Consider the following 17,276-nt stretch of genomic DNA (forward strand, 5'->3'; position numbering starts at 1 on the left):
TAGGCCCCGACCGGGGCCGCCGGAGATTTCCGGGGAACGCAGTGGACTGGAAATCGAGGACCAGCCAAGGGCCGGATGGCCCGCCGGCGTCTGAGGCATGAGAGGCAAGCGTAGCGACTAGGCCCCGACCGGGGCCGCCGGAGATTTCCGGGGAACGCAGTGGACTGGAAATCGAGGACCAGCCAAGGGCCGGATGGCCCGCCGGCGTCTGAGGAATTGGCAAGGTAATGATCGACCTATTGGGTTTCGGTGCGCGGGGCTGGGGCTTGCAACTGCTGCAGGGCATGGGGATGACCCTGCTGGTGGCGGTGTCGGCCTATCTGTGGGGCCTGGCCCTGGGCGGAGCGGCGGCGGCCTTGAAGCTGTCCGGCCATCGGGGTGGCCGGGTCGCGGCGGATGTCTACACCACCATCGTGCGCGGTGTGCCCTCATTGCTGGTCATCTACCTGCTGTTCTTCGGCGGCAACAGCGCGGCCACCTGGGTCGTCAGCCTGCTGGGCTTCAACGGGCCGGTGGAACTGTCGGCCTTGCCCGTGGGTATCCTGGCGGTGGGGACGGTGTCCGGCGCCTATTCCGCCGAGGTGCTGCGCGGTGGCGCCCTGGCGGTGCCCCATGGCCAGGTCGAGGCCGCCAAGGCCTTGGGCATGAACCGCTGGCTGACCTTCCGCCGCGTCATGCTGCCCCAGACCCTGCGCTATGCCCTGCCCGGCCTGGGCAACGTCTGGCAGCTGACCCTGAAGGACACCTCGCTGGTTTCCGTGGTGGCTCTGGTGGAACTGATGCGCGTGGCCTATCTGGCCCAGGGCGCCACCCGCCAGCCCTTCCTGTTCTTCACCACCGCCGGCCTGCTGTATCTGGCCTTGGCCGGCTTGTCCGGCCGCCTGTTCGCCCGGGCGGAGGGGTGGGCCGGGCGTGGCGTGCGGAGGGCCGCCCGATGAACTCCCCCCTCGTCACCGCCCTGATGGCGGCCCTGCCCCAGTTCGTCACCGGCACCTGGCTGACAGTGCAACTGGTGGCCCTGTCGCTGCTGGTGGGGCTGGTGCTGGCCACGCTGGTGGCCGTGATGCGCCTGTCGCACATGGCGCCCCTGTCGTGGGTGGCGCGCGGCTACATCCACGTCTTCCGCTCCACCCCCCTGCTGGTGCAGATCTTCCTGATCTATTACGGCCTGGGCCAGTTCGACGCGGTGCGCCAGAGCGTGCTGTGGCCCCTGCTGCGGGAACCGTACTGGTGCGCCATCATCGCCTTCGTGCTGAACACCGGCGCCTACACGGCGGAGATCATGCGCGGCGGCATCGAGGCCGTGCCCCATGGCCAGGTGGAGGCGGCGCGCGCCTGCGGCATGGGAGGCGGCCTGCTGTTCCGCCGCATCATCCTGCCCCAGGCCTTCCGCTTGGCGCTGCCGGCCTACGGCAATGAGATCATCCTGATGCTGCAGGGCAGCGCGCTCGCCAGCACCATCACGCTGATGGAACTGACGGGTGTGGCCAAGGCCATCGCCGCCCGCACCTTCCAGCCCATCGAGGTGTTCTGCCTGGCCGGCGCCGTCTACCTCGGGATGAGTTTCCTCATCACCCGGGGCGTTCAATTGGCGGAGCGGCGGCTGACCCCGGTAAAAAGGTAATAGGAACGCGAAGCGTCAGGTCTATGCCGTCGCACCTTGGGCAATGTTGTCCATTTCCCCTTGAGTTGGCGCGGGATTGCTCTGCATAAAGGCGGAAACCTCTCCGCCTTTACTCTCCCAAGCAGGATCATGACGAAGACTCATCGCAAGGCCCTGCGCGGCCGTGGTTTGCGCGCCGCCACTTCCCTGTTGGCCACGTCCATATTGACCAGCGCCTTGGCGGGTATCGCCGCCCCGGCCCTGGCCGCCGACCGGGATCCCGACCTGCTGGCCCTGGGCGTCGGCATCTATGACCAGTCCTGGATCGACCCGCCCGCTTTCTTCCAGGTGGACGCCGACACCCCCCACGACCGGACCCAGTTCGTCACCGCCGAATACCGCTTCGGCTGGTCGCTGGTGAAGGTGGAGGACTGGTTCGCCATCAAGCCGCTGGTGGGCGTGATCCAGACCTTCAAGGGCAGCTTCTACGGCTATGGCGGCCTGCAGGCCGACTTCACCTGGGGTCCCTTCTTCATCACCCCCAGCGCCGCCGCCGGCTATTACGCCCATGGCGACGGCAAGGACATGGGCTACCCCCTGGAATTCCGCACCCAGATCGAGACTGGCTACCGCTTCGGCAACGGCGATCGCTTCTCCATCGCCCTCAGCCACATCTCCAACGCCGAGCTGGGCAAGACCGTCACCATCCCCGGCACCCCGCGCACCCGCACGGTCAACCCTGGCGCCAACAATCTGGTGGCCTACTACAGCTTCGCCCTCTGATCCTGATCAATGGGTGGTGAGGGGTGCGGCGCGGAAGGGGCACTTCCGCGCCGCTTCCCTTTGGGATGCTTCAAGGCGCGGCAAGAGGCCGGCGCCGGCCGGTCCGCCCAACATCTCGTCATTAATGTCTTGGAAGGGGGGGATTTGGTGGAGCCGAGGAGGATCGAACTCCCGACCTACGCATTGCGAACGCGTCGCTCTCCCAGCTGAGCTACGGCCCCACACTCAAATCCGGCGGCGGGCATAGTCCCGGGCGCCTGAAGTGGGCGGGATAATGCTCAGGGCGACCGGGCATGTCAAGCGGCCATTCCGCGAAAAGAACGGAATGCTGGGCATGCGGGGGCCGGGGTGCTTCCGGTGGTGGGGCCGCTTCGGCGTCGGCGCCCCTGTCCAGTGCGGGCCCGCGCTGGACAAGGGGGCGCCCCGCCCGTAGGGTGGCGCCCATGCCGTTGAAACCATTGGGGACGGACCTGCTATGGATCCTTTGATCCGCACCATCCTGGAACTGCTGCTCGTGGTTCTGAACCTGGCCTGGTGGGTGCTGATGATCAGCGCCATCCTGAGCTGGCTGGTGTTCTTCGGGGTGATCAACACCCGCAACCGCTTCGTCGCCACCCTGATGGACATCACCTACCGCCTGACGGAACCGCTGCTGCGTCCCATCCGCAACGTCGTGCCCAACCTGGGTGGCGTGGACATCTCCTTCATCGTGCTGATGCTGATCATCTGGGCGCTGGAACGGCTGATCCAGAACTACATGTTCAGTTCCCTGATGTTCCGCTAAGGCGGTGGATGCGAAGCCTTTCGTCGAGGGGGTGCCGGACGGGGTGCGCGTGTACTTGCGCGTCACCCCCCGCGCCTCCCGCACCGCCATCCAGGGCCTCATGGAGGGGCCGGAGGGCCGCCAGCTGCTGAAGGTGGCCGTCACGACCGTGCCCGAGGACGGCAAGGCCAACGAGGCCGTGCTGAAGCTGCTGTCCAAGACCTGGCGCGTGCCCAAATCCAGCCTGACCATCGTCGCCGGCCAGACCGACCGCAGCAAGGTCGTGGAGGTGGCGGGCGAGGCGGAGGCGCTGCTAGCGGTGGTGCGCGCGACGGCCAGGGATTAGAGGCCAATCGCGGCCCTTAGCTATTATTCAGCAGTGCGTCCAGTACCACGCTGATGCCGAAACCAAGCCACCAGATCCAGAATATCCGGCGCGACTGGTTTAGGCAGGTAGTTCGCTGCCACAGATAGGCGGGTATGAAAAGCACCCAGAAGAAAGAGAAGTCCCGGCCCAACCGGTTTAACGCTGGACGGATGGCTCCCCTGTCCAGTCCAGCCATTACCAAATACGCGATGCCCGCAATAACGCTGCCGACCATCTCGGCATCATGGCGCGGTGCGCTGTGAATCTGGAGAAGGGCGTACTCGATCAGTGCGGCAATCGGAGGAAGGGCCGCTATGGCATAAGCGTAGGCGTTTCGGACAGGGGCGTCCGTTGGCTGGTCATCCGCGCTGTGCGGCCCGGGTGGGGACACCGGGGTTATGTCCGATGGCGACAGGGTCCGGTCCGTCATGACGGAAAGCCTCTTATGTCTGGCTCAGGGGATGAGAAGGATATGCTGATGCCGGACGCTCGGACAGCGCCCAACAAAAAAGCCCCGCCCGGTTTCCCGAACGGGGCTTCCTTGGAGCGGTAGGGCTTACTGCTTGCCGGCCATGGCGCCCAGGCGCAGGCGCAGGGCGTTCAGCTTGATGAAGCCTTCGGCGTCCTTCTGGTTGTAGACGCTGTCGGCCTCGAAGGTGACGTAGTCCAGGCGGTACAGCGAGTTCGGGCTCTGGCGACCGACCACGCGGGCGGAGCCCTTGTACAGCTTCAGGCGCACGACACCGGTGACGCGCTTCTGCGTCTGGTCGATCAGGGCCTGCAGGGCCTCACGCTCCGGGCTGAACCAGAAGCCGTTGTAGATCAGCTCGGCATAGCGCGGCATGACCTCGTCCTTCAGGTGCATGGCGCCGCGGTCCAGCGTCAGGCTCTCGATGGCGCGGTGGGCCACCGACAGCAGGGTGCCGCCGGGGGTCTCGTACACGCCGCGGCTCTTCATGCCGACATAGCGGTTCTCCACCAGGTCCAGGCGGCCGATGCCGTTGGCGCCGGCCAGTTCGTTCAGGCGGGTCAGCAGGGCCGCCGGGCCCAGCTTCTGGCCGTCTACGGCCACCGGGTCGCCGCCCTCGAACTCGATCTCGACATAGGTGGGGGTGTCCGGCGCCTTTTCCGGGGCGACGGTGCGGGTGTACATGTCCTCGTCGGGCTCTTCCCACGGGTTCTCCAGCGCCTTGCCCTCGTAGGAGATGTGCAGCAGGTTGGCGTCCGTGCTGTACGGCGCCTCACCGCGCTTGTCCTTGGCGATCGGAATCTGGTGCTTCTCGGCGAACTCCAGCAGGGCGGTGCGGCTGTTCAGGGTCCATTCGCGCCAGGGGGCGATGACCTTGATGTCCGGCTTCAGGGCGTAATAGCCCAGCTCGAACCGCACCTGGTCGTTGCCCTTGCCGGTGGCGCCGTGGGCCACGGCGTCGGCGCCGACGGCCTTGGCGATCTCGATCTGGCGCTTGGCGATCAGCGGCCGGGCGATGGAGGTGCCCAGCAGGTAGACGCCCTCATACAGCGTGTTGGCCCGGAACATGGGGAACACGAAGTCGCGCACGAACTCGTCACGCAGGTCGTCGATGTAGATGTTCTCGGGCTTCACGCCCAGCAGCTCGGCCTTCTTGCGGGCGGGCTCCAGCTCTTCACCCTGGCCCAGGTCGGCGGTGAAGGTCACGATCTCGCACTTATACGTCTCCTGCAGGTATTTCAGGATGACGGAGGTGTCGAGACCGCCGGAGTAGGCGAGGACAACTTTCTTGACGCTCATGACTGTACGCCCGCTAAAGGTCAGGGTGGAATGCGTCCGGACGTTATCCCCCGGCCGCCCGCCTGGCAAGATTAGTGCGCCTGCCGCGACCGCATCCCCAGCCTTCATGGGCGTGGGGGCTTAGCCATTTCCCCTCTGCCGAGGCCAGCGCGTATAGGCCAGGTACCAAAGCGCGGGCACGCCCAGGATGGGGAAGTACAGCAGCAGCGCCCAGTAGGGGTTGCGGCCCACCTTGGCCAGCACCAGGCCGGCGGCACAGACGGCGATGGTGGCCAGGATGACGACGATCAGCAGGGCGGCCCAGTTGGGCAGCAGCAGGCCGAGGGCGGGGGCGTAGGCGAGCGGCAGCATGGGCGCTTACTCCGACGCGGCGGCCTGGGCGGCCGCCCGCTCGCGCTTCAGGCGTTCGCGCGGGTGCATCTTGGGTGGGCGGGCGGGCAGGACGGGCCAGGGCGTCCTGGCCAGCAGCACCAGGAAGATGACGGGGCCCAGCAGCGGCAGAGCCAGCCACAGGGGCCAGCGGCGGGGCAGGCCGGCGCGGATGACCAGCCGATGGGCCGGCCACAGCAGCAGGGCCGTGATGCCGAGGTGGATCATCAGGCTGTTGACGAGATCGGTACCCAGATCCAAAGCGCGCGTCCCCCACGGTCCTTATGGACCGGATGATAGCAAAGCGCGGCAGGGATTACAGGGCTGGCGTCAGCCCCGCCTTGAGATGGCTCAGGCGCCGGGATGGAAAGCGCACCAGCGGCATGACCCTTCATGCGCTGTAGACCGCGACTGCGGTGGCCGGACCTTTTCGGGAAGCGGCAGCGGACTGAAAAGGGAGGATGAGCCAAGCGGCCGGATGGCCGCGCCCGGCGTTTGGGAACCCTTAAAGAGTCCCCGTCGCGGCCAGCACGGCTTCCTTTTCCGCCACTTGGGCGGCGTACTCGGCCTGCAGGGCCTTGTGCGCCTCCAGCGCCGCGATGCGAGCCTGGGCGGTGGGCTTGGTGCTCTCGCTCTTCAGCTGGCCGCAGGCGGCCAGGATGTCGCGGCCGCGCGGAGTGCGCACGGGCGAGGCGTAGCCGGCGTTGTTCACGAAGTTCGCGAACTTGGTGATCTGCTCGTCGGTCGAGCACTCGAACGGTGCGCCCGGCCAATAGTTGAAGGGGATCAGGTTGATCTTGGCCGGGATGCCGCGCAGCAGGCGCACCAGCTCGCGCGCGTCGGCCAGGCTGTCGTTCACGCCCTTCAGCATGACGTATTCGAAGGTGATGCGGCGCGCGTTGCTGAGGCCCGGATAGTCCCGGCAGGCCTGCATCAGTTCCTTGATGGGGTACTTGCGGTTCAGCGGCACGATGCGGTCGCGCAGCTCATCATTCACGGCGTGCAGGCTGACGGCCAGGTTCACGCCCAGCTCATCACCGCACTGGCGCATCATGGGCACGACGCCGGAGGTGGACAGGGTGATGCGCCGCTTGGAAATGGCGATGCCCTCGCCATCCATGACGATCTTCAGCGCCTTGGCGACGTTGGCGTAATTGAACAGCGGCTCGCCCATGCCCATCATGACGATGTTGCTCAGCATGCGCCCGTCGGGCGGGGCCGGCCATTCGTCCAGGTGGTCGCGCGCCAGCATGACCTGGCCCACGATCTCGGTGGCGTCCAGGTTGCGCACCAGGCGCTGGGTGCCGGTGTGGCAGAAGCGGCAGGTCAGGGTGCAGCCCACCTGGGAGGAGACACAGAGCGTGCCGCGGTCTTCCTCAGGGATGTGGACGGTCTCGATCTCCTGGCCGTCGGGCATGCGGGCCAGCCACTTGCGCGTGCCGTCCTCGCTCTTCAGGTCCTTCACCGCCGTGGGCCGGTCGATGACGTAAAGGTCGGCCAGCTTCTCGCGCACCGGCTTGGCCAGCGTGCTCATCACCGCGAAATCGGTGGCGCCGCGATGATAGATCCAGTGCCACAGCTGGCGCGCGCGAAAGCGCTCCAGCCCGGCCTTCGCGACCTCAGCTTCCAGATCGTCCCGCGAGAGGCCGACCAGGTTCACCCGCCCGTCCGCCCGAGGAGGCGGCGGGGCGAATTCCTTCATGTGATTTTCCACGCCCATGGCGGCGATAGATGGGGCAGATCGGCCCCCGAGTCAAAGGGGGGACTCGGGAAAAATGCGCGGGGCGGGGTTGCGTGCGGGGTCAGACGCCGCTATCGCGGGTGGGGAACATAAGATCTGGGAGGCAAAGGCCATGATCCTGCATCAGGTGACGGCGGTGGACGGGACCCTGCTGGCGGTGGCGGAGGGCGGCGTGCCCGGGGGCAGGCCCATTCTGTTCCTGCATGGTTTCGGCCAGAGCCATCGCGCCTTCCGCGCCCAGTTCGACGGTTCCCTGGCAGCGGAGTTCCGCCTCCTGGCGCTGGACCTGCGGGGGCATGGCCGGTCCGACCGGCCACAGGATCCGGCCGCCTACGGCGACGGCCCCCACTGGGGCGGCGATGTCATGGCTGTACGCCACGCCCTGGGCTTGGCGGATGTGATCCTGGTGGGCTGGTCCTACGGCGGTGCCGTGCTGGCCGACCATGTGGCGGCGTATGGGACGGAGGGGATCGCCGGCGCGGTTTTCGCCGGGGCCTGCCCGCGCTTGGGCAAGGCGGCCGCCCCTTATCTGGGGCCCGCCGCCAAGGCCCATTTCCCGCCCATCCTCTCCGACGACCTGGCAGCACAAGAGGCCGGTGCCCGCGCGCTGGCTGAGGCGCTTGGTGAGCGGAATGAGGCAGATGCGGCGGTGGCCGATACCCTGTCGGTACCGCTGGCGGCGCGACGGGCGATGATGCGCCGCCAGATGGATGGCGCCGCCCTGGCGGCGTTCGACCGTCCAGCCCTTGTGGTCCATGGCCGGGCGGATCCGGTGATCCTGCCCACCATGGCCGACTGGCTGGCGGAAACCCTGCCGCAGGCGCTGGTGCATCTATACGACGGCGTCGGGCACGCCCCGTTCATGGAAACGCCCCGGCGCTTCGACGCCGACGTGGCGGCGTTCGCGCGCGGGGTTTAAGCCCCACACATATATATTCCATTTCCATTAGCCCGCGACGGCGGGCGCCGGAGATTTCCGGGGAACGCAGTGGACTGGAAATCGAGGACAAGGCAAGGCCACGGATGTGGCCGCCCGCCGCCTGAGGGGAAAATATAAAACTAAGCCCCCTCGGCCAGATCCAGCAGGTCGTCCATGTCCTGGATTTGCACCTTGTTGCCTTCCAGCAGGCTGATGACCCGGCTGGTCTTCAGCTGGGTGAAGGTGCGGCTGACGGTTTCTGTGGTCAGACCCAGATAGTCGGCGATATCGGCGCGGCTCATGGGGACGTGCACCGGGTTGGTCTTGTGGCCGCGCCGGCTGGCCCGCTGTGACAGCAGCAGCAGGAAGGAGCAGATCTTCTCCTTGGCCGTCTTGCGGCCCAGCAGCAGCATCTGGTCCTGCGCCGCCGCCAGCTCGTTCGACGCCATGGAGAACAGACGGCGCTGCATCTTGGGGAATTCATCCAGCAGCGCCTCCATGCGGCGCCGGGGGAACCGGCACAGCGACACGGGCGTCACCGTCTCGGCGGTGTAGGCGTAGCTGTCGTTGACCGACAGGCCGAAGAAGTCGCCCGGCAGCAGGAAGCCGGTGATCTGCCGCCGCCCGTCGGGCAGCAGCTTGTAGACCTTCACCGTGCCGGAGGTGACGTTGTACAGCGTTTCCGCCGGGTCGCCCTCGCCGAACACGGTGTGGCCGGCGTCGAAACGGGTGGTCTGCAGGATCTCGGCCAGGCGGCGCAGTTCCTCCGCCTCCAGGGCGGCGCAGACGGTCAGGGTACGGACGGTGCAGGCGCTGCAGGGGTGGATTTCGCCCGCCGGGTCGGTCTTCCCGTTGGTTTGGGTATTCGAATCCCTGGGATAGGCAAAATCGATGTGGGTCATCGCCGCACTCCGCTGTCAGCCGTCACCCCCGGAGCCCGCGCGGATCGCGGTCGGAGGGATGCGGCCGGTCTTTCGTTCCCCAATCAGTGCCGCGGGATCAGCATATAGCCAGGAAACGACTGAGGAAAAGCCTAGACATGGCGATGACTGGCTTACTCCATCCCCGCGTTTATTCTTTGATCCATGTCATGGCGACGGTTCGGATCCTGGCATCAGGATGGCTATCCCTCAGTCTCGGATTTGCGCCTTCATGCCCACCTTCGTGACCCGTCCGCTGGACGCCCGACAGATCGATCAGGCTTACGCGCTGATGCGCCCGTTCTATCCGGACTTGACGGTGGAGCGCTGGCGCGACCATGCCCAGGCCCTGCTGGCGCCCGGCAGCCGCGGCGGCATCGTCACGGTGCAACTGGACCACCGCTACATGCATGGCCTGTTCTCATACCTGCTGCTGCCAGACCTGGGCCATCGCCTGGGATTGCAGGTGGACGTGTTCGTGGCGCTGGACCTTTTCGATCCGGAAGGGGCGGGGGACGCCCTGCTGGCGGAAATGGATCGGATCGCCCGGCGGTATGGCTGCGACGCCATCCACATCACCCTGCCGGACAGCCAGGCGAAAGCCCATCCGTCGCTGGCGCGCTTCCGCGCCCTGGGCCATCTGCCCGAGGGGCGCCGCCTGTGCAAGCACCTGCTGGCCGAGCCCGTGGCCGCGCCGGCCTGATGGCGAGATGCGTTTCCGGCGACGGGATCCCTTGCGCCCTTTGCCGTTGTGCCTTCGGGGCCGCACGCTATGCTCCGCCCCATGACTGAAAAGCTTCCCACCCTGCTGTTCCAGGCGGGCCGGCACAAGCGCGTGGCCGGTGGCCACCCCTGGGCCTATTCCAACGAGATCCAGATGGACGCCGCCGCCAAGGCCCTGCCCAAGGGCGGACTGGTGCGGCTGGCCGACGCCGGCGGCGGCGTGCTGGGCATCGCCACCTTCAACCCCCACACCCTGATCGCGGCGCGTGTGCTGACCCGCGACCTGTCGGTGACCATCGACGCCGGCTTTTTCGCCGAGCGTTTCCGCACGGCGGCGGCGCTGCGCGATCGGATGATCGGGCGGCCCTACTATCGACTGGTGCACGCGGAGGCCGACGGCCTGCCGGCGCTGATCGTCGACCGCTATGGCGACGTGCTGGTGGTGCAGGCCAACTCCGCCGGCATGGACCGCCTGCTGCCCCAGATCCTGGACGGCCTTGCCGCGGTGTTCCCCGGCGCTTCCGTCATCCTGCGCAACGACAGCGCCGCCCGCACCCTGGAGGGTGTGGAAGAAGAGGTGCGCGTGGCCGTGGGCGCGGTCGATGGCCCCATCAAGGTGGAAGAAAACGGCGCCACCTTCTTCGCCGACCCGGCGGGCGGTCAGAAGACGGGCTGGTTCTATGACCAGCGCGACCACCGCGCCTTTGTCGCCAGCTTGGCGCAGGGCCGCTCGGTCATCGACTTCTATAGCTATTGCGGCGGGTTCGGCGTGCTGGCCGCCACGCGTGGTGCCGCGCGCACCGTGCTGGTCGACCGCTCGGCCGGCGCCCTGGAACTGGCGGGCAAGGCGGCGGCGGCCAACGGCGTCGCCGACACGGTGGAACTGCGCAAGGCCGACGCCTTCGCCGAGCTGGAGCGCCTGGCCGAGGCCGGCGAAACCTTCGAGGTGGTGATTTGCGATCCGCCGGCCTTCGTGAAGTCCAAGAAGGACTTGGCCAACGGCAGCCGCGCTTATCGCAAGCTGGCCAAGCTGGGCGCCCAGATCACCGCCCCCGGGGGCATCCTGCTGGTGGCGAGCTGCAGCCACAACATGCCGCCCGAGCTGTTTGCCGAGCTGGTGGCCAAGGGCCTGGGCGATGCCCGCCGCCAGGGACGCATCCTGCGCTTTTCCGGTGCCGGCCCGGACCATCCGGTGCACCCCCTGCTGCCGGAAAGCGCCTACCTCAAGGCGGAAGTGTTCGCCCTGGATTAAGTCAGCGCTTCGTTTTAGTGGGCGCCCGGCGTGTGGGCGCGGCAGGAATGTTGATGGATAAGCGGCTGGTTTCAGCCGCTTTTTCCATTTTTGAGGTCTTGTTCCTCGCAGGTGCAGCGATGCGGTGGACCCGGGGCACCCCTGTGACAGTTACATGAATGAGCCCTTAAAGCGGGCTTGACACCCCTTATGCTCCGAGCGAGCATTAGTCACCCTAATGCTCAAATAGAGCATAAGGGTGAGATTACAGGGAAGACGCCCCCGCTTGTCGCGCCGCGGGGGCCGGCCATGCCGGCCGATGTCGTTCGTGGGCGCGTTCGCTTGCCAGGTGTCCCGATGTCCGTTGCCGAGCTCGATCTCGAATACACCCCCGCCGTCGCCGCCGCGACCCGCCCCCTGTATGAGCGGGTGGCCAAGGTGATCCCGGAGGTGGAGTGGCCCTTCCATGCGCCACTGGTGCACGCCATCAACACGCTGAAGAAGGAACGCAACGCCGTCATCCTGGCGCACAACTACCAGACGCCGGAAATCTTCCACTGCGTTTCCGACATCGTGGGCGACAGCCTGGCGCTGGCGCGCAAGGCGGCGCAGACGGACGCCGACGTCATCGTCATGGCCGGCGTGCACTTCATGGCCGAGACGGCCAAGATCCTGAACCCGTCCAAGACGGTGCTGATGCCCGACATGCGCGCCGGCTGCTCGCTGGCCGACAGCATCACCGCCGCCGACATCCGCCTGCTGCGCGAGGCGCACCCCGGCGTGCCGGTGGTCACTTATGTGAACACCTCGGCCGAGGTGAAGGCGGAAAGCGACATCTGCTGCACCTCCGGCAACGCGGTGGAGATCGTGGAATCGCTGGACAGCGACAGCGTGCTGTTCCTGCCCGACGAATACCTGGCCAGCTGGGTCGCCACCCAGACCAAGAAGAAGATCATCAAGTGGAAGGGCCACTGCGAGGTGCATGAGCGCTTCACGGGGGCGGAACTGCGCGACTACCGCACCCGCTTCAAGGATCTGACCATCATCGCCCATCCCGAATGCCCGCCCGAGGTGCTGGCCGAGGCCGACTTCGTCGGCAGCACCGCCCGCATGGTGGAGTATGTGGGCGAGGCGCGGCCGAACCGGGTGCTGATGGTCACCGAATGCTCCATGAGCGACAACGTCGCGACCGAGTATCCGGACGTGGAATTCATCCGCCCCTGCAACCTGTGCCCCCACATGAAGCGGGTCAGCCTCTCCAACATCCTGGAGTCGCTGCGGACCATGGAACCCAAGGTGGAGATCGATCCCACCGTGGCCGACCGCGCCCGCCTGGCGGTGGAGCGCATGCTGGCCGTGGGCCGCTGATCGCCCGCGTCTTTTCCTGCTAGGCCGGCATTGGGCCGGCCTTCCTTCCCGTTCCCCTGGTGACGGAGCTTGATGCCATGGATGGCGCGTCTTATCCGGTATCGCCTGTGCAGGTTGTCCACAGCGACGTCGTGGTGGTCGGGTCCGGCACCGCCGGCATGGCGGCCTCGCTGGCCCTCGCCCAGGCCGGGCGTAAGGTCCGCCTGCTGACCAAGACGGATGACCTGCCCGGCGGATCCAGCCTGTGGGCCCAGGGCGGCGTGGCCGTGGCGCTGGGCGCCGGCGACAGCGCCGCCGACCATGCCGCCGACACGGTGGCCGCCGGGGCGGGACTGACCGACCCCGGCATGGCCCGCCTGCTGGCCGAGGCCGGTATCGTCGAGATGTCGGCTTTGCTGAAGGCCGGCCTGCCCGCCGACCGCGGGGCGGATGGCAAGCCCCTGCTGGGGCGTGAGGCGGCGCACGGCCGCCACCGCATCCTGCATGCCGGGGGCGACGCCACCGGCCGCACCCTGGTCACCTTCCTGGCCGACCGCGTGCGCGCCACCCCGGGCATCAGCATCCACACCCGCGCCGCCGCCGCCGACCTGGTCGTGCGTGAGACCGGGCGCGGGCGACGGGTGCAGGGCGTTCTGGCCTATGAGGATTGCACTGGCTGGGTGCTGCACGTCGCCCCGCACGTGGTGTTGGCCACCGGCGGCACCGGCCAGTTGTGGGCCGTGACCACCAACCCGCCGGAGGCCACGGGCGACGGAATGGCCCTGGCCGCCCGCGCCGGCGCCCATTTGGCCGACCTGGAATTCGTGCAGTTCCATCCCACCGCCCTGGCCGTCGCCGGCCCGCCCGGCCGCCGGCCCCTGCTGACCGAGGCGTTGCGTGGCGCCGGCGCCAAGGTGCTGGACGCCAGCGGCCACGCCTTCATGGCCGATGAGCATCCCGATGCCGAACTGGCGCCCCGCGACGTGGTGGCCCGCGCCATCGGCCGCCGCGTGGCGCGGGGCGAGAAGGTGTTCCTGGACCTGCGGCCCTTATGGGCGGCTGGAAAGTCGGAAAAATTCCCCACCGTGGCCGGCATCTGCGCCGAGGCCGGCCTGGACCCCGCCGCCGCCCCCGTACCCGTGGCGCCCGCCGCGCACTACCACATGGGCGGCGTGCTGACGGATGCCGATGGCCGCACCTCCATCCCAGGATTGTGGGCGGCGGGTGAGGTCGCCTGCACCCATGTCCACGGCGCCAACCGCCTGGCCAGCAACTCGCTGCTGGAGGCGGTGGTGTTCGCCGGCCGCGTGGCGGCGGCGCTGATGGCCGAACCGGCCGCCCCCCAGCCGGTGGCGGTACCCGACGCTCCTGTGGTGCCCGGCGGGGCCGCCGCCGCCGATTTGGCGGCCGAGGCCCAGCTGCTGATGGCGGAAAAGGTGGGCCTGGTGCGCGACGGCCTGGGCTTGGCCGAGGCTGCGGCGCGCCTGCAGGGCCTTACCCTGGCGGCCGAGCGCCTGGTGCCGGCCCGCGACTATGACGGCATCCGCGCCGGCCTGGAACTGCGCAACCGTCTGCTGCTGTCCCGCCTGGTGGTGGAAGCCGCCAAGCGGCGGGAGGAAAGCCGGGGCGCCCATACCCGGGCGGATCATCCGGAAACCCGCGACGCCTGGCGCCATCACCAGATCCTGACCTATTCCGACCTCGGCCGCGTGGCCGAGGTTGAGCCCGCCACCACCCGGGAAACCCGTTCATGAGCACGCCTGTCGCCCCGCTTTATCCCGTGATGTACGAAGGCTTGGTCCGCGCCGCGTTGCTGGAGGACCTGGGCCGGGCGGGCGACGTCACGGCCGACGCCTGCATCCCGGTGGAAACCCAGGCCCGCGCCCTGTTCCAGGCCCGCCACGCCGGCGTCATCGCCGGCCTGGCCCCGGCGCTGTCCGCCTTCTCCCTGCTGGACCCCAGCCTGTCGGTGCGTACCCTGGTGGCCGACGGCGCCCGCGTGGCCCCGGGCCAGGCGGTGGCGGTGGTGGAGGGGGCGGCCCGCCCCATCCTGTCGGGGGAGCGCACGGCCCTGAACCTGCTAGGCCGCCTCTGCGGTATCGCCTCCAAGACGGCGGAACTGGTACGGGCCATCGAGGGCACGGGCGCCCATATCGTTTGCACCCGCAAGACCACGCCCGGCCTGCGCGCGCTGGAGAAATACGCCGTGCGCGTGGGCGGTGGCAGCAACCACCGCTTCGGCCTCGATGACGCCGTCCTGATCAAGGACAACCACCTGGTGGCGGCCGGCGGCCTGCGTGCCGCGGTGGAGCGCGCCCGCGCCCATGTCGGTCACATGGTGAAGATCGAGGTGGAGGTCGACACCCTGGCTCAGCTGGAGGAGCTGCTGACCCTGCCGGTGGATGCCGTCCTGCTGGACAACATGACCCCGGCCACCCTGCGCCAGGCGGTGGACATGGTGGCCGGTCGCCTGATCACCGAGGCCTCCGGCGGCATCACGCCGGAGACGGTGCGGGCGGTAGCGGAGACGGGCGTGACCCTGATCTCCCTGGGCTGGCTCACCCACTCCGTCACCAACTTCGACATCGGTCTGGATTTCGAAAGCCTATAAGGGGAAGCCATTGACCACTCGCGGCGGCCGTCCTATCTTTCCATAGAAAGATTGAAATAAAAATCTTTCTATGGAGGTGGTGATGTCCCACTTGGACGGTGCGCGGGATCGCTCGCCCGAGCATGAAAGCGCCGTGCTTGCCCAGGCGCTGTGCCGCGCGGCGGACATCCTGCAAGTGCCGGACGCCATTCTGGCCCGCACCATCGGCGTGTCGCCCGCCTCTGTCAGTCGCTTGCGCGCGGGCGCCTTCAAGCTGACGCGCAAGGACAAGGCCTTCGAACTGGGCCTGCTGTTCATTCGTATGTTCCGGGGCCTGGATGCCATCACCGGCGGTGACGATGCCAGTTCCCGTTCGTGGTTGCGGACGGAGAATCTGGCGCTGCGCGGCCGCCCTATTGACCTCGTCCAAAGCATCGTCGGCCTGGCCTCGGTTGTGAGCTATGTGGACGCCCGCCGCGCTCGCGTCTGAGGCGCGGCCTTACGGACATGATCTGTGGCGCCTGGTGGAAAACCAGGCGCGTGCTTCCACCATCCGGTTGGTGGGCACGCTGGCCGACCAAGCCTTGCTGGAGGACATGCTGGAGGAGACCAAGCCGCCGATGCCGCCGGAGTGCGACGGGCTGCATTTCCTGCTGGCGACCCCTTTCCGCTATTCACCCTATCCCCATGGCTCACGCTTCCGTCGCGCCCATCAGGCTGATGGCGTGTACTACGCCGCCGAACGGCCGGAAACTGCGGCGGCGGAAGCGGCGCACTACGCCCTGCTGTTCTTCCTGGAATCCCCTGGAACCCAGCTTCCCGCCCGCCCCATGGAACGGACGGGCATAGAGGTGGCCTGCGCTGTGGACCGGGCGCTGGACCTGACGGCTCCTCCCTTGAATCGGGACGAGGCGTTATGGACGGACGGGGCTAATTATGCCCCCTGCCAGGATGTGGCCGATACTGCCCGCCAAGCGGGGGTCCAGCTCATCCGCTATCAATCGGTACGCGACCCGGCGGGCGGGGCCAACGTGGCCTTGCTGACGCCCAAGGGCTTCAAGAACCGGAAGCCTAAGCGGCTGTCCAGCTGGCATCTGTTCATCCGCCCGCAGGCGGTCCAAATCTGGTGCGAATTCCCGGCCATACAGCTGGAGTTCCCTCGCTAACCTTCAAGGCTGGCCGGGATGGGGTCAGGCCCCATGCTGTGGAAGCATGCTTCACCGCCGAAGAAACGGCTGGCCAGGCGGGTGATGGGTTCCGCCGGGCCGGTGGTGTGGAAAGCCTCCACGCCGCCCTGCTCCTTCGCCCGGCTGGGCAGCTCATATTCCGGGTGGCGTTCCAGATAGGCGCGCAGGCTGCTGACCGTCAGGTTGGGCTGGTCCAGGATTTCCACGCCGGGGGGCAGGGCCTGGGCGAACAGGTCTGCCACCAGGGGATAGTGGGTGCAGCCCAGCACGACCGCGTCCGGCGGCACGCCGTCCAATTGGGCCATCAACTGACCGGCATAATCCTCGATGGCGGCGCGAATGGTCTCAACCGGGGCGTCGGCTTCGATCAGGCGCACCAGGTCGGGGCAGGCCTGCTGCACCACCCGCACCTCCGGCGCGCGTTTGGCGATCTCCGTGGGGTAGGCCCCGCTGCTGACCGTGTGATGGGTGGCGAAGATGGCGACGGTGCGCGGCTCGCCCGCGCGCGACCCGGCCGCCACGTCGGCCATCCACGGCACGCCGGTGATGGCCTCCACCATCGGCACCAGCACGCCCAGCACCCGGCGGTCCGGGTAGGCGGCGGGCAGCCAGGTCTGCTGCAAGCGGCGCAGGGCCTGGGCCGAGGCAGTGTTGCAGGCCAGGATGACCAGGGGGCAGCCCAGGCCGAACAGGCGTTCCACCCCCGCCACGGTGTAGCGGTAGATTTCCTCCGGCGTGCGGTTGCCATAGGGGGCGTTGGCGTGGTCGCCCAGGTAGACGAAACGGCGGTCGGGCATTTGGTCGGCCAGGGCGCGCAACACCGTCAATCCGCCGTGGCCTGAATCGAAAACGCCGATCATCGCTCGCAACCGCACCGTTCGCCTAGGGGTGCGCAGGCGCACCCGTCATCACCGGTTTAGCACGATCGGCCGGGGCGGCGGCAATGGCGTTGCGGCCGGTTGCCG

At 67.9% G+C, this 17,276-nt stretch carries 20 protein-coding genes and 1 tRNA gene; 13 read left to right on the forward strand and 8 right to left on the reverse strand.

All coding sequences use genetic code 11. From position 1 onward, the window contains the following. The first annotated feature begins 227 nt into the window (after positions 1–227). The 3 genes from FBZ88_RS18665 to FBZ88_RS18675 all read left to right on the forward strand — a co-directional run bounded on the left by FBZ88_RS18665 (position 228) and on the right by FBZ88_RS18675 (position 2,386). Positions 228–938: an ABC transporter permease gene (locus FBZ88_RS18665; protein ID WP_145618698.1), complete on the forward strand. Its 711-nt coding sequence runs from the start codon at positions 228–230 to the stop codon at positions 936–938. Beyond that, positions 935–1,624 (forward strand): ABC transporter permease, encoded by a 690-nt coding sequence (locus FBZ88_RS18670; RefSeq protein WP_145618699.1) that lies wholly within the window; start codon positions 935–937, stop codon positions 1,622–1,624. Before FBZ88_RS18665 ends, FBZ88_RS18670 begins: the two co-directional genes overlap by 4 nt. Positions 1,625–1,753: 129 nt before the next feature. Next, a complete protein-coding gene (locus FBZ88_RS18675; protein WP_145618700.1) occupies positions 1,754–2,386 on the forward strand; it encodes an acyloxyacyl hydrolase in 633 nt (210 codons plus the stop codon). A 145-nt stretch (positions 2,387–2,531) separates the two neighbouring features. Here the strand turns inward: FBZ88_RS18675 and FBZ88_RS18680 are convergent. Continuing rightward, positions 2,532–2,607 (reverse strand) — tRNA-Ala (locus FBZ88_RS18680). 254 nt (positions 2,608–2,861) lie between these two features. Between FBZ88_RS18680 and FBZ88_RS18685 the strand changes: the two genes are divergently transcribed. Then, on the forward strand, positions 2,862–3,170 hold the full coding sequence (locus FBZ88_RS18685) for a YggT family protein (RefSeq protein WP_211098507.1): 309 nt from the start codon (positions 2,862–2,864) through the stop codon (positions 3,168–3,170). Between the two features lie 4 nt (positions 3,171–3,174). Beyond that, complete coding sequence (locus FBZ88_RS18690) at positions 3,175–3,495, forward strand: DUF167 domain-containing protein (protein ID WP_246138740.1); 321 nt, start codon at positions 3,175–3,177, stop codon at positions 3,493–3,495. 16 nt (positions 3,496–3,511) lie between these two features. Here the strand turns inward: FBZ88_RS18690 and FBZ88_RS18695 are convergent, their stop codons facing one another. The 5 genes from FBZ88_RS18695 to rlmN form a co-directional block, all read right to left on the reverse strand. After that, entirely contained in the window at positions 3,512–3,946 is a 435-nt protein-coding gene (locus FBZ88_RS18695; protein ID WP_145618701.1) for a hypothetical protein, read from the reverse strand. A 126-nt stretch (positions 3,947–4,072) separates the two neighbouring features. Further along, the gene (locus tag FBZ88_RS18700; RefSeq protein ID WP_145618702.1) at positions 4,073–5,284 is read right to left on the reverse strand and encodes an argininosuccinate synthase; all 1,212 of its coding nucleotides are present in this window, start codon (positions 5,282–5,284) and stop codon (positions 4,073–4,075) included. A gap of 120 nt (positions 5,285–5,404) precedes the next feature. Then, the gene (locus FBZ88_RS18705) at positions 5,405–5,635 is read right to left on the reverse strand and encodes a hypothetical protein (protein WP_145618703.1); all 231 of its coding nucleotides are present in this window, start codon (positions 5,633–5,635) and stop codon (positions 5,405–5,407) included. Between the two features lie 6 nt (positions 5,636–5,641). Then, entirely contained in the window at positions 5,642–5,914 is a 273-nt protein-coding gene (locus FBZ88_RS18710; RefSeq protein WP_145618704.1) for a hypothetical protein, read from the reverse strand. Positions 5,915–6,158: 244 nt separating this feature from the next. Further along, the gene (gene rlmN, locus FBZ88_RS18715) at positions 6,159–7,373 is read right to left on the reverse strand and encodes a dual-specificity RNA methyltransferase RlmN (RefSeq protein ID WP_145618705.1); all 1,215 of its coding nucleotides are present in this window, start codon (positions 7,371–7,373) and stop codon (positions 6,159–6,161) included. Positions 7,374–7,506: 133 nt separating this feature from the next. On the opposite strand from rlmN, the gene FBZ88_RS18720 reads away from it, so the two are divergent. Then, the gene (locus FBZ88_RS18720) at positions 7,507–8,313 is read left to right on the forward strand and encodes an alpha/beta fold hydrolase (RefSeq protein WP_246138742.1); all 807 of its coding nucleotides are present in this window, start codon (positions 7,507–7,509) and stop codon (positions 8,311–8,313) included. A 140-nt stretch (positions 8,314–8,453) separates the two neighbouring features. Here FBZ88_RS18720 and FBZ88_RS18725 read toward each other — a convergent pair whose 3' ends face one another. Further along, positions 8,454–9,140, reverse strand: a complete 687-nt coding sequence (locus FBZ88_RS18725) for a Crp/Fnr family transcriptional regulator (RefSeq protein WP_088872405.1) — start codon at positions 9,138–9,140, stop codon at positions 8,454–8,456. Between the two features lie 325 nt (positions 9,141–9,465). Between FBZ88_RS18725 and FBZ88_RS18730 the strand changes: the two genes are divergently transcribed. The 7 genes from FBZ88_RS18730 (at position 9,466) to FBZ88_RS18760 (ending at position 16,290) form a co-directional block, all read left to right on the forward strand. Then, positions 9,466–9,936 carry a hypothetical protein gene (locus FBZ88_RS18730; protein WP_145618707.1) on the forward strand — a complete coding sequence of 157 codons (471 nt, stop codon included), beginning with the start codon at positions 9,466–9,468 and terminating at the stop codon, positions 9,934–9,936. Between the two features lie 81 nt (positions 9,937–10,017). Further along, a complete protein-coding gene (locus FBZ88_RS18735; RefSeq protein ID WP_145618708.1) occupies positions 10,018–11,208 on the forward strand; it encodes a class I SAM-dependent rRNA methyltransferase in 1,191 nt (396 codons plus the stop codon). Positions 11,209–11,544: 336 nt separating this feature from the next. Continuing rightward, complete coding sequence (nadA, locus tag FBZ88_RS18740; RefSeq protein WP_145618709.1) at positions 11,545–12,555, forward strand: quinolinate synthase NadA; 1,011 nt, start codon at positions 11,545–11,547, stop codon at positions 12,553–12,555. 77 nt (positions 12,556–12,632) lie between these two features. Beyond that, entirely contained in the window at positions 12,633–14,288 is a 1,656-nt protein-coding gene (locus tag FBZ88_RS18745) for an L-aspartate oxidase (protein ID WP_145618710.1), read from the forward strand. Continuing rightward, a complete protein-coding gene (gene nadC / locus FBZ88_RS18750; protein WP_145618711.1) occupies positions 14,285–15,145 on the forward strand; it encodes a carboxylating nicotinate-nucleotide diphosphorylase in 861 nt (286 codons plus the stop codon). Before FBZ88_RS18745 ends, nadC begins: the two co-directional genes overlap by 4 nt. An 82-nt stretch (positions 15,146–15,227) precedes the next feature. Next, positions 15,228–15,614: an MbcA/ParS/Xre antitoxin family protein gene (locus FBZ88_RS18755; protein WP_088872407.1), complete on the forward strand. Its 387-nt coding sequence runs from the start codon at positions 15,228–15,230 to the stop codon at positions 15,612–15,614. Then, positions 15,586–16,290, forward strand: a complete 705-nt coding sequence (locus tag FBZ88_RS18760) for an RES family NAD+ phosphorylase (protein ID WP_145618712.1) — start codon at positions 15,586–15,588, stop codon at positions 16,288–16,290. Before FBZ88_RS18755 ends, FBZ88_RS18760 begins: the two co-directional genes overlap by 29 nt. Here the strand turns inward: FBZ88_RS18760 and murI are convergent. After that, positions 16,287–17,171 (reverse strand): glutamate racemase, encoded by an 885-nt coding sequence (murI, locus tag FBZ88_RS18765; protein WP_145618713.1) that lies wholly within the window; start codon positions 17,169–17,171, stop codon positions 16,287–16,289. The two genes, FBZ88_RS18760 and murI, sit on opposite strands and share 4 nt — an antisense overlap. Positions 17,172–17,276 lie beyond the last annotated feature (105 nt).

This window comes from Nitrospirillum bahiense, assembly GCF_007828025.1.
Taxonomy (GTDB): domain Bacteria; phylum Pseudomonadota; class Alphaproteobacteria; order Azospirillales; family Azospirillaceae; genus Nitrospirillum; species Nitrospirillum amazonense.

What these genes read in the sequence shown, in the direction of transcription:
- FBZ88_RS18735 (WP_145618708.1), top strand. Translation starts at nt 10,018, where the DNA reads ATGACTGAAAAGCTTCCCACCCTGCTGTTCCAGGCGGGCCGGCACAAG.
- FBZ88_RS18745 (WP_145618710.1), top strand. Translation starts at nt 12,633, where the DNA reads ATGGATGGCGCGTCTTATCCGGTATCGCCTGTGCAGGTTGTCCACAGC.
- FBZ88_RS18685 (WP_211098507.1), top strand. Translation starts at nt 2,862, where the DNA reads ATGGATCCTTTGATCCGCACCATCCTGGAACTGCTGCTCGTGGTTCTG.
- nadA (WP_145618709.1), top strand. Translation starts at nt 11,545, where the DNA reads ATGTCCGTTGCCGAGCTCGATCTCGAATACACCCCCGCCGTCGCCGCC.
- FBZ88_RS18760 (WP_145618712.1), top strand. Translation starts at nt 15,586, where the DNA reads ATGTGGACGCCCGCCGCGCTCGCGTCTGAGGCGCGGCCTTACGGACAT.
- FBZ88_RS18720 (WP_246138742.1), top strand. Translation starts at nt 7,507, where the DNA reads ATGATCCTGCATCAGGTGACGGCGGTGGACGGGACCCTGCTGGCGGTG.
- FBZ88_RS18670 (WP_145618699.1), top strand. Translation starts at nt 935, where the DNA reads ATGAACTCCCCCCTCGTCACCGCCCTGATGGCGGCCCTGCCCCAGTTC.
- FBZ88_RS18675 (WP_145618700.1), top strand. Translation starts at nt 1,754, where the DNA reads ATGACGAAGACTCATCGCAAGGCCCTGCGCGGCCGTGGTTTGCGCGCC.
- FBZ88_RS18665 (WP_145618698.1), top strand. Translation starts at nt 228, where the DNA reads ATGATCGACCTATTGGGTTTCGGTGCGCGGGGCTGGGGCTTGCAACTG.
- FBZ88_RS18730 (WP_145618707.1), top strand. Translation starts at nt 9,466, where the DNA reads ATGCCCACCTTCGTGACCCGTCCGCTGGACGCCCGACAGATCGATCAG.
- nadC (WP_145618711.1), top strand. Translation starts at nt 14,285, where the DNA reads ATGAGCACGCCTGTCGCCCCGCTTTATCCCGTGATGTACGAAGGCTTG.
- FBZ88_RS18700 (WP_145618702.1), bottom strand. Translation starts at nt 5,284, where the DNA reads ATGAGCGTCAAGAAAGTTGTCCTCGCCTACTCCGGCGGTCTCGACACC.
- FBZ88_RS18755 (WP_088872407.1), top strand. Translation starts at nt 15,228, where the DNA reads ATGTCCCACTTGGACGGTGCGCGGGATCGCTCGCCCGAGCATGAAAGC.
- rlmN (WP_145618705.1), bottom strand. Translation starts at nt 7,373, where the DNA reads ATGGGCGTGGAAAATCACATGAAGGAATTCGCCCCGCCGCCTCCTCGG.
- FBZ88_RS18705 (WP_145618703.1), bottom strand. Translation starts at nt 5,635, where the DNA reads ATGCTGCCGCTCGCCTACGCCCCCGCCCTCGGCCTGCTGCTGCCCAAC.
- murI (WP_145618713.1), bottom strand. Translation starts at nt 17,171, where the DNA reads ATGATCGGCGTTTTCGATTCAGGCCACGGCGGATTGACGGTGTTGCGC.
- FBZ88_RS18695 (WP_145618701.1), bottom strand. Translation starts at nt 3,946, where the DNA reads ATGACGGACCGGACCCTGTCGCCATCGGACATAACCCCGGTGTCCCCA.